We start from the raw sequence: 8,391 nt of genomic DNA on the forward strand, positions 1-8,391 counted from the left end.
CGCATTAAGCAAGGATTGCACAAGTATGGCCAGTCATATCGAATTTAACGGCGCAGATGGCTACAAGTATATTGTTGTGCGGCCAGACACTTACGATGGCCCTCAAGGTCCAGAGAACGCTGAGGGCAATGAAGACTGGAGCCAGTGGCTGCGCAACCGCTTTAGCCCCGGGTTCGCCAATGAAAGCACCCAATGGCTGAGTGTGCTCCAAAGCCATGGTGTTTCACTCCACGTAGCGAGTAATAGCGACCTGCTATTCCGGCATGTTGCTCAGATGCTTCGAGAACGGCAGCTGGCTATCTACAAAGTGCCTTTGCACAGCCTGCCGCCAAGTGAAGGCAGTGGCGGTGGTGGGGGAGGCAGCAGCACTGCCCGCACGGGTAACGCCCCGGCAAGTGCCGCATCGTCTGCCCCTGCAGGCAGCTCGAAAGCAAAGCAAGCCGATACCGACGACCCCGGAGCCAACACCGCTGACATGCAGTGCCAAGGTGATCCGGTAGCGCCTGTAACGGGTGAAGAAATCCTCGATATTGAGGACTTCGTTATAGAAGGCCCCATGCCCCTGACGTGGACGCGCCGCTACCGCTCGGGATACTGCGAGAGACAGTTGGGCTTCGGAGCAGGCTGGGCCATTACGTGCTTACGGCAGATACATCTTGATGGCGACCACCTCTGGATACTCGATAAAGACAGCCGATCCCTGCGCCTTAAAACACTCGCACCGGGTGAGATAACTTGGCAGGTTCATACTGGCCTGAGGGTGGAGCGGCGCCAAGACAACCAAATAGTGTTGACCGAAGCCAACGGGATGGCCTGGATATTGGCCACACAAGACAACAAAACCTGGTTGCCTGTGAGTGTGCAAAACCTGACAGGCCAGCAGTGGCGTTTCCAATACGACGCTGAATTCAGGCTGTCCCATCTGCGGCTGAATGCCCATACCGCCGTGGTGTTCAGCTACAACAAGCATCACCCGGAGCGGGTGCACGCCATACACTTGGAAAACGGTGACCAGCGTCGCCTCTTGGCACTTTACAGCTACGATGATCAGGGCAACCTGCTGCGCGCAGAAAGCGATCATGGCACCGAACAGTACCAGTATCAGGGGCGCTTGCTCACCCACCGCGAATTACCCACCGGGTACACCTTCCACTTCGAATGGCAAGGTCACGGTGAGCGTGCGCGTTGCCTCCGCAGCCGGGGTGAACAGGGCCACCACGACTTCCAGTTCGACTACCAGCCCGAGCGCTACCTGACACAGGTACGTGATGCTCACGGCAAGGTTCAGGTATTTCATTACGACGACAACGGCCGCATCCTCGCCCGGCAAGACCCTGATGGTGCGCTTTGGCAGTGGGCCTACGATGGCCTGGGGCGCTTGGTGCAAGAAACCCGGCCCGATGGTGCGCAAACCCAACACCGTTACGATCATCACGGCCGAAAAGCTGAAACCATTGAACCCGACGGCCGCAGCCACCGGTGGCATTACAACGAGCTGGGCTTCTGCACCGCTGAATCACTCCCGGATGGCCGCGTTCACAAACGCCGCGTTGATCTGGCCGGCCGCCTGCTCAGCGAAGACCGCCCCGATGGTAGCCAGTGGCACTATCAGTACGATGCTGACGGATGGCCCGTACGCGCCACCAGCACCACCGGAGAAACCACCGAATTGGGCTGTGCCGACACAGGCCACCTTCTGGCGAGCAACCGCAACGGCCAGCTTCAGCGTTTTGCCTTCCATCTGGATGGCCGCGTGGCTGGCAAGCTGGAACAGGGCTTGGTCACCCAATACGACTATCAAGGCCAGCGCCTACTGGCCGTGCACCAATACCCCGAACAAGCACCGGAACAAAAACGCAGCCGCCAGTACCACTACGACAAAGCTGGCCGCCTGACCGACTACACCACGGCCCAAGGTGACCAACACAGCTACGAATACGGCCCGCTGATGCGCCCATTGGCGTACCGCCGACCCGATGGTCACAAGGTCCAATACCAGTACGATCTCAGCGAACGCCTGACGGCCATCACCCGCGCCGATGGCCAGCAGTGGCAACTGGGCTGGAACGCACAAGGCCACATCGACCGTTGCGCCGCCCCCGACGGCCGCGATATCCGTTTTCAGTACAACGCCGCCGGGCACATCACCCACCGTGAACACCCCGGCTTCTGGGCACAACGCACAGAGCGAGATCCCGCCGGCCGGGTGCTGACCCAAACCAGCCAAGGTAAAGACCGTAAAGCGGTCACCCGCCAATACCGTTACGACGCCTTTGGCCGCCGCACCCACGCCAGTTGCGCCGACCGCAAACTACACTGGGTCTATAACACCCTCGGCCAGATCACCAAACACCATCAGGACCGCCACCGCACCACCTACGGCTACGGCCCCGGTGGCCGGATAGAAACGATCCACCTGCCCGACGGCACCACCGCCCATTACCACTACGACCCACAAGGCCGTTGGCACACCCTGAGCGTGAACGGCGACACCCTGGTCGAACGCACTTTCGACAGCCAGAACCGGGAAACCACCCGCACAGCGGGCAGCAATACCCAAAGCCAGCTGCACGACCGCTACGGCTGCCTGATCAAACGCAAATGGCAAGGCCAACAAAGTGCCACAAGACGCTACCGCTGGGACGCCGAAAACCGTCTGGAAGCCACCGAAGACAGCCTGACCGGCAGTACCCACTACCAACGGGACAGCCAAGGCCAGCTAACTCAAGAGAACGACACCGAATACCACTACGATCTGGGTGGCAATCGCGTCCCGGAAGGCGGCCAGCTCCAGCAAGACCGCCTGCTCACCACCGCCACCGACAAACGGGATTACGATGCACTCGGCGCGGAAATCCGCATCACCGGCCAAACCACCGAACACCGCACCTTCGACGCCGAAGGCCAGCTCATCGAACTCAAACGCCCCAGCCTGCACATCACCTACGGCTACGACGCACTGGGCAGACGGGCGTGGCGCAAAACCGCCGCAGGCACCACCACCTACCTGTGGCACAACGATGTGTTGCTGGGAGAGCAGAGCCCGAAAGGCGATTGGCAGTGGTACCTCCGTGACCCACAAACCGATGAGCCGTTAATCACTCTGACCCAGGGCCAGCCCTACTACTACGAACTGGACCACCGAATGATGCCGGTTCGGTTGTGGGACCAGAGCGGCCAAAAGGTCTGGGAAGGTCATGCGGATGCGTGGGGTAAGTGCCAGCCAGAAACACTCAATTGCAGCATCCACCAGCCCTTGAGATTGCCGGGGCAGTTTGAGGATGAGCTGACGGGGATCGTTCAGAATCGGTTTCGGGATTATGACCCGGCTACTGGACGGTATCTGACGCCGGATCCTTTGGGTTTACAAGGCGGAATCAATGCATACCGCTATACCAAAAACCCGTTAGATTTTGTGGACCCGTTGGGGCTAGAGTTCAAAGCTGTTATTACGTCAGAGAATGCTGAAACGGGGGAAGATGCACCGATTCTGGATAATCTGGAACCTGTGCAAGAAATTCCCGTTGCGGAAAGTCAGTTATCACAAAGGCACCTTCGCGAGACGGTGGGGCTGGATACGGTTGTTGTTGGGCCTAACGGCCATGGCGAAACTATTGGCGCCATGTATGGCAAAGTCTACGATCCTGAAGGCAACCAACTACCCGGCGTTGATAATCAAGCAGTTGAGGCATTTAATGACGCGCTTCGGCAAGCTGAGAAAACGCGTGAATACCGGGCTGAAGGGTATAAAATGGTCGCTCAGGATGCGGCTTTGGGAATGGCGGCAGGGCCTGCTGCTGGTATAGTGGGTGGAGCAGCGAGGAAGGCTGGGGGGGCATTGGTTAGCAAAGCTAAGGGTGCTTTTGGGGCTCTTCGTAAGACTGATATTCCAAACAAGATTAATTCACAGCATCTTGATTTAGTAACGAGTCACCCTAATGCTCATGCGATGAGTGTTCATGGCGGGTCAGTAACGGACGCACAGTTGATTCATAGAGCGCAAACAGGTGTGAAGCCAAATGGAGATGTTGGGGGTATTCCCAAAATATCCACAGCATTCCATAGTGATGAGGCTCTAATCTTTGCAGATCAGGCTGTTAGAAATAATGGTGGACTTAAAGCGGCAATATCGAGAAACCCAGGACAAACAGCAATACGAGTTACGGTTGATGATGTTGGTGATTTAGGTGTAGATCTGGGAAGAGGATTTGAGAGACTTTACCCTACGGGAAATAAAAAAGGAAATGCCAATATGGTTGGCGCTCCTGCTCGAGTTGATAACCTTAACAGCGTCGAAGGTTTTTATATGCTAAATCAAAATACGAATGTTTGGGAGACGATTTCAATATTCCCAGCACCAAAGCCATAGGGCAATATTATATGGAAAAGTATCAAAATATTATATATGTGTTGAAGAATATATTCGTGGTTGATTTAGGTTTTCCAGAGGATATGGCGATAAGTCTTTATAAGGAAAGCCTTCAGTCAAGTGGCAAGTTAGGTGATATAAAGCAAGAGTTGACAGAGGCATTTTCTGATAAAGACATATCATGGAAAGAAATGCTTTTAAATGATGATTATGAGGTTCTTGATTTCGACACAGAAGAAGAGGCGAAGGAGTTTGTTGAAAGAGTGCTTTGGGAGCCAATTACTAACTCGAAACCTGAATTCAAGTAATAAGTGCAGCACTTTGGGGCAGCTGTCAGAGGTGAGAGAGCCGTTGTCGGTAACCTCCTTGACCAAATAAGAGGCCGGGCTGTAATGCAGGGTTTCAGGGGCGCAGCAAGTACCCACAAAGGAATGTAACAATGTCTCATTTAATCGATCGCCTTGTTCAGCGATCTATAGTCGAGCAGTTCTGGGATGTCGTGCTCGATACGGATGAAGTACCTTCGCTCCCAAACGAAGAGGCGTTACTGGCGCAGATTGAAGCCGAAACCGATGACGAAGCCAGTGATGAATTATTGTTGCAGTATCTTGACGCGCATGCACGCCACTTCAATACAGCTCCGCTAATAGGAGGGCCTTTACCGGATTTTTCGGACATTGTGGAGGTGGATGGAGAGCCCATCATGGTTGGTCTTGTGGTGCCCTCTTTGCGCACTTTGAAACCTTTTTGTTCCCGAATAGTGACTAAGATGAGCGGGTTGGGTATCAAGGTTGGCTTGTTTATCGACGGCCCCGTATCACCCGGGTTGACCCGTGAGCAATTGATCCTTGCCGGGAAATCGTTTAGGGAAGATCTGGAAAAAGTGGCTGCGGACGACGAGGTCGCAAGCCTGCTGGAGAATGACACCAACTCAAACCGCAAAGCCAAAAAGAAAAAGAACCAACCTATCGCGATTATTTTTGAGCTGATTCAGGTGGGGGACCATATAGACACCCCTGCCGCCCGTGCGACGCTTCGCGACCTTAAGCTTCTCTTTAATCGGAAAGACCGGGTATTTATTTGCGGCACCCTCATCGACAGCGCTACCCACCACGTCTGGACAACCCGTGGGCTGGGCGGGTTTCGGCGACGGCGTAATTGGCGACACGCACTCGCGAACCGTGACCAACGACCGGCAGACATTCGAGAAGACCTGAGAAACAGCCGTTTCAACTGGAAATTGGTGTTGGTGGCTGTGATGGTGGCGTTAATCGGGACGGGGTTCAGCTACTACTTGCAACTGCAAGGAAGCCCGCGTCCTCTCGTGATGTTTTCAAGTGATATTCTGATTCCCCTCGTGATCATTCTGGGCGCGGTGTCCTTTAACAGGCTTCATAATCAGTCGGCTCGGCAGACCAAGTACTGCCTGATCGGTTATTTCAGCATCTACATCACGGTACTTTGTTGGTTGGTATGGCCCGTTACTTTTGCTTTTGTGCTGTACCTGGCCAAAGTGACGCTGCTGGTGTCATTTATTAGCATGATGGCCAGTACGATGATGGAGTTGGAGTGAGGTATTGGGCAAAGCTGAGAGCCGGTTATCAGTCGGCTCAGAATTTGCCGCCATCAAGTCCTGCAAATACTCGCTCAAGGTTTCGCCGAGCTAGTGTCTCTCGCTCGCGAAAGAAAACTTCGGTGTGGTAAATTGCAGGCTGATCGAGAAAAGCCTGCAGTACCTTTGACCGCCCCTCTTTATAAATTATCTCCGGTACCCACTGATATTCTTCTCGAATTTGCTTTTCATACGTAAGCGCTCCACGAACTACACCGGAATGGTTTCCCCCTGATTCCAAGGCAGTAACCGGTCGAGTTCATCGTCGGTCGTCAATGATGGCAGTTTGGTAAGCACTTCTACCATATAAGTATAGGGCTCAATGCCATTGGCTCGGGCGGTTTCGATCAGGCTGTAGAGTCTGGCGCTGGCATGCGCACCCTTTGGTGTCTGGCTGAAGAGCCAGTTTTTTCGACCAATGACGAACGGGCGTATGGCATTTTCCGCCGGGTTATTATCCAGCGGGATCCGACCATCCGTCAGGAAGACGGTTAGCTTGGGCCACTGTCGGTTCAGGTAGATCAGCGCTTTGCCAATGGCCGTTTTCGGCGGCACTTGATTCAAGGATTTCGTTAGCCAGACTTCCAGTTTTTCGATGAGTGCACGGCTTTGAGTGTCTCGCAAGGCCAGCCTTTCCTCCGCGCTCATCGTTTTGGCCTTTTGCTCTACGGCATACAGGCTGCGGATCAGACTCAAGGCCTGATCGGCACGGCCGACCTTGCCTTTAGGTTGTACTTTCTGGGCCTCCACGAACTTGCGGCGGGCATGCGCCCAGCAACCCACATGGGTCAGCTGATTGATCCGAACCACTTGGGCGTACCCTTCATAACCATCGGTCACCAGAATGCCCTGATAGTTTTCCAGCAGTCGCGTTGGTACCTGACCGGAACGGCTGGCGTCGTAATCGTAGAGCACTACTTGTTGCCCGGGCGGCCCACCTCGTTGTACCCACATGTACGAAGGACTGCTGGCCTTGCGATCCGGTTCGGTATTCACTTGCAGCGTAGTTTCATCCATGTGGATGACTGCACTCGCGTGCAGATGCTGTCGGCACTGTTCAATGAGGGGCTCGATCAATTCACTGGTCTGGATCATCCAGCGAGCCAAGGTATTTCTGGGCAGATCAATGCCCAACCGCTTGAACGCCCGTTCCTGCCGGTAAAGCGGCAAGGCGTCCACGTATTTGGCGATGACAGAATAAGCCAAGAGGTTGGGGCTGGCATTGCTCTTGGGTAAGGGTTGCGACGGCATGGGTGCGGTGACGACACCGTCTTCGCAGGTCTTGCAGGCATACTTGCGTCGAATGTGACGGATCACTTGGATCTTGGCGGGAATGATGTCGAGCTGCTCGCTGATCTCTTCACCGATGCAGACCAATTCGGTTCCGTCGTTATGGCAGTGCTTCTGACCGTCCGTCACGTCGTGGACAATATCCACTCGCGGCAGTTCCGGTGGCAGCGCCAGACGGCCACCGCGAGTGCGGGACTTGGCAGAGTCTGGCTTGGTCGGTGTGTCCGCGATGTCTTCTGGAACGTCGTCACTGTCTGACGCCGGTTCGCTCTCTACCAGCGCTTCGGCTTCGTCGAAGAACAAGTCTTCCTGAGGGATGTTGTACTTCTCGGTGGAAGGCCCAAAGCGGTTTTCAATCAGCAGGCGCAGTTGTTCGAACAGTTCCCGCTTCGCGGCTTCCAGAGATTGAGCCTTGCGTTCCAGAGACTCATTCTCGCGTTCCAGCGACCGGCTTTGTTTTTTTAGGCGAGTAATATCCGCCGCTTGAACACGGAGCTTTTGCTCCAGTTCAGCGATGATTTTCTGTGAGTCGGAAGCGGCGCTTGGCATGAAACTATTGTATCAAAACGCCTACAAATCAGCACCTTGAAATCAACCAGCGGCGTCAAAAAATAAGGGTTTATGAGGCTGCATCTGGGCAATGTCGTAACCGTCCAGAAGCCAGTTCAGTTGTTGGCCTGACAGGGTCATAACATCGTCACCCACTGTGTCGGGCCACTTAAATCGTTCCCGTTCCAGACGCTTATACCAGAGTACAAAGCCATTCCGCTCCCAAGCCAGAATCTTGACCTTGTCGCGTTGGCGATTGCAGAATACGAAGACCGCTTCATCGAAGGGATTCAGTTCCATCGCCTCCTGAACCAGCAGCGATAGCCCGTCGATGGATTTACGCATGTCGACCGGCTCCCGGCATAGGTAAACCGACATCGTCAGTTCTGGACGCATCATGAGACCACCGCCACACTGACAAAGCGATTGGGGCGGTGCATGTCGGGAACAACAATCTTCTGGATCATCAGTCGCTGCCGCCAGACCATCAGATCGGCGAAGCTCAATCCTTGTTCATGAGCATAACGACTCAGTGACTGGCCCAATGAAAACGCGTGGTGCAGGTGCCCCA

At 54.7% G+C, this 8,391-nt stretch carries 5 protein-coding genes; 3 read left to right on the forward strand and 2 right to left on the reverse strand.

What is annotated here, in order from left to right; translation table 11 throughout:
* Positions 1-25: 25 nt before the first annotated feature.
* The 3 genes from MWU62_RS16670 to MWU62_RS16680 all read left to right on the forward strand — a co-directional run bounded on the left by MWU62_RS16670 (position 26) and on the right by MWU62_RS16680 (position 5,942).
* Entirely contained in the window at positions 26-4,369 is a 4,344-nt protein-coding gene (locus MWU62_RS16670) for an RHS repeat-associated core domain-containing protein (RefSeq protein ID WP_247115935.1), read from the forward strand.
* Positions 4,370-4,380: 11 nt separating this feature from the next.
* Complete coding sequence (locus tag MWU62_RS16675; protein WP_247115936.1) at positions 4,381-4,677, forward strand: hypothetical protein; 297 nt, start codon at positions 4,381-4,383, stop codon at positions 4,675-4,677.
* Positions 4,678-4,808: 131 nt separating this feature from the next.
* Positions 4,809-5,942, forward strand: coding sequence for a hypothetical protein (locus MWU62_RS16680; RefSeq protein WP_247115937.1), 1,134 nt, complete (start codon positions 4,809-4,811; stop codon positions 5,940-5,942).
* A gap of 249 nt (positions 5,943-6,191) precedes the next feature.
* On the opposite strand, the gene MWU62_RS16685 is transcribed toward MWU62_RS16680, so the two are convergent.
* Both MWU62_RS16685 and tnpB read right to left on the reverse strand, forming a co-directional pair.
* Positions 6,192-7,820 (reverse strand): IS66 family transposase, encoded by a 1,629-nt coding sequence (locus tag MWU62_RS16685; RefSeq protein WP_247113784.1) that lies wholly within the window; start codon positions 7,818-7,820, stop codon positions 6,192-6,194.
* A 42-nt stretch (positions 7,821-7,862) separates the two neighbouring features.
* Complete coding sequence (tnpB, locus tag MWU62_RS16690) at positions 7,863-8,219, reverse strand: IS66 family insertion sequence element accessory protein TnpB (RefSeq protein WP_247113783.1); 357 nt, start codon at positions 8,217-8,219, stop codon at positions 7,863-7,865.
* Between the last annotated feature and the right edge of the window lie 172 nt (positions 8,220-8,391).

The organism is Marinobacter sp. S6332 (genome assembly GCF_023016045.1).
In the GTDB taxonomy this organism is placed as follows: Bacteria; Pseudomonadota; Gammaproteobacteria; order Pseudomonadales; family Oleiphilaceae; genus Marinobacter.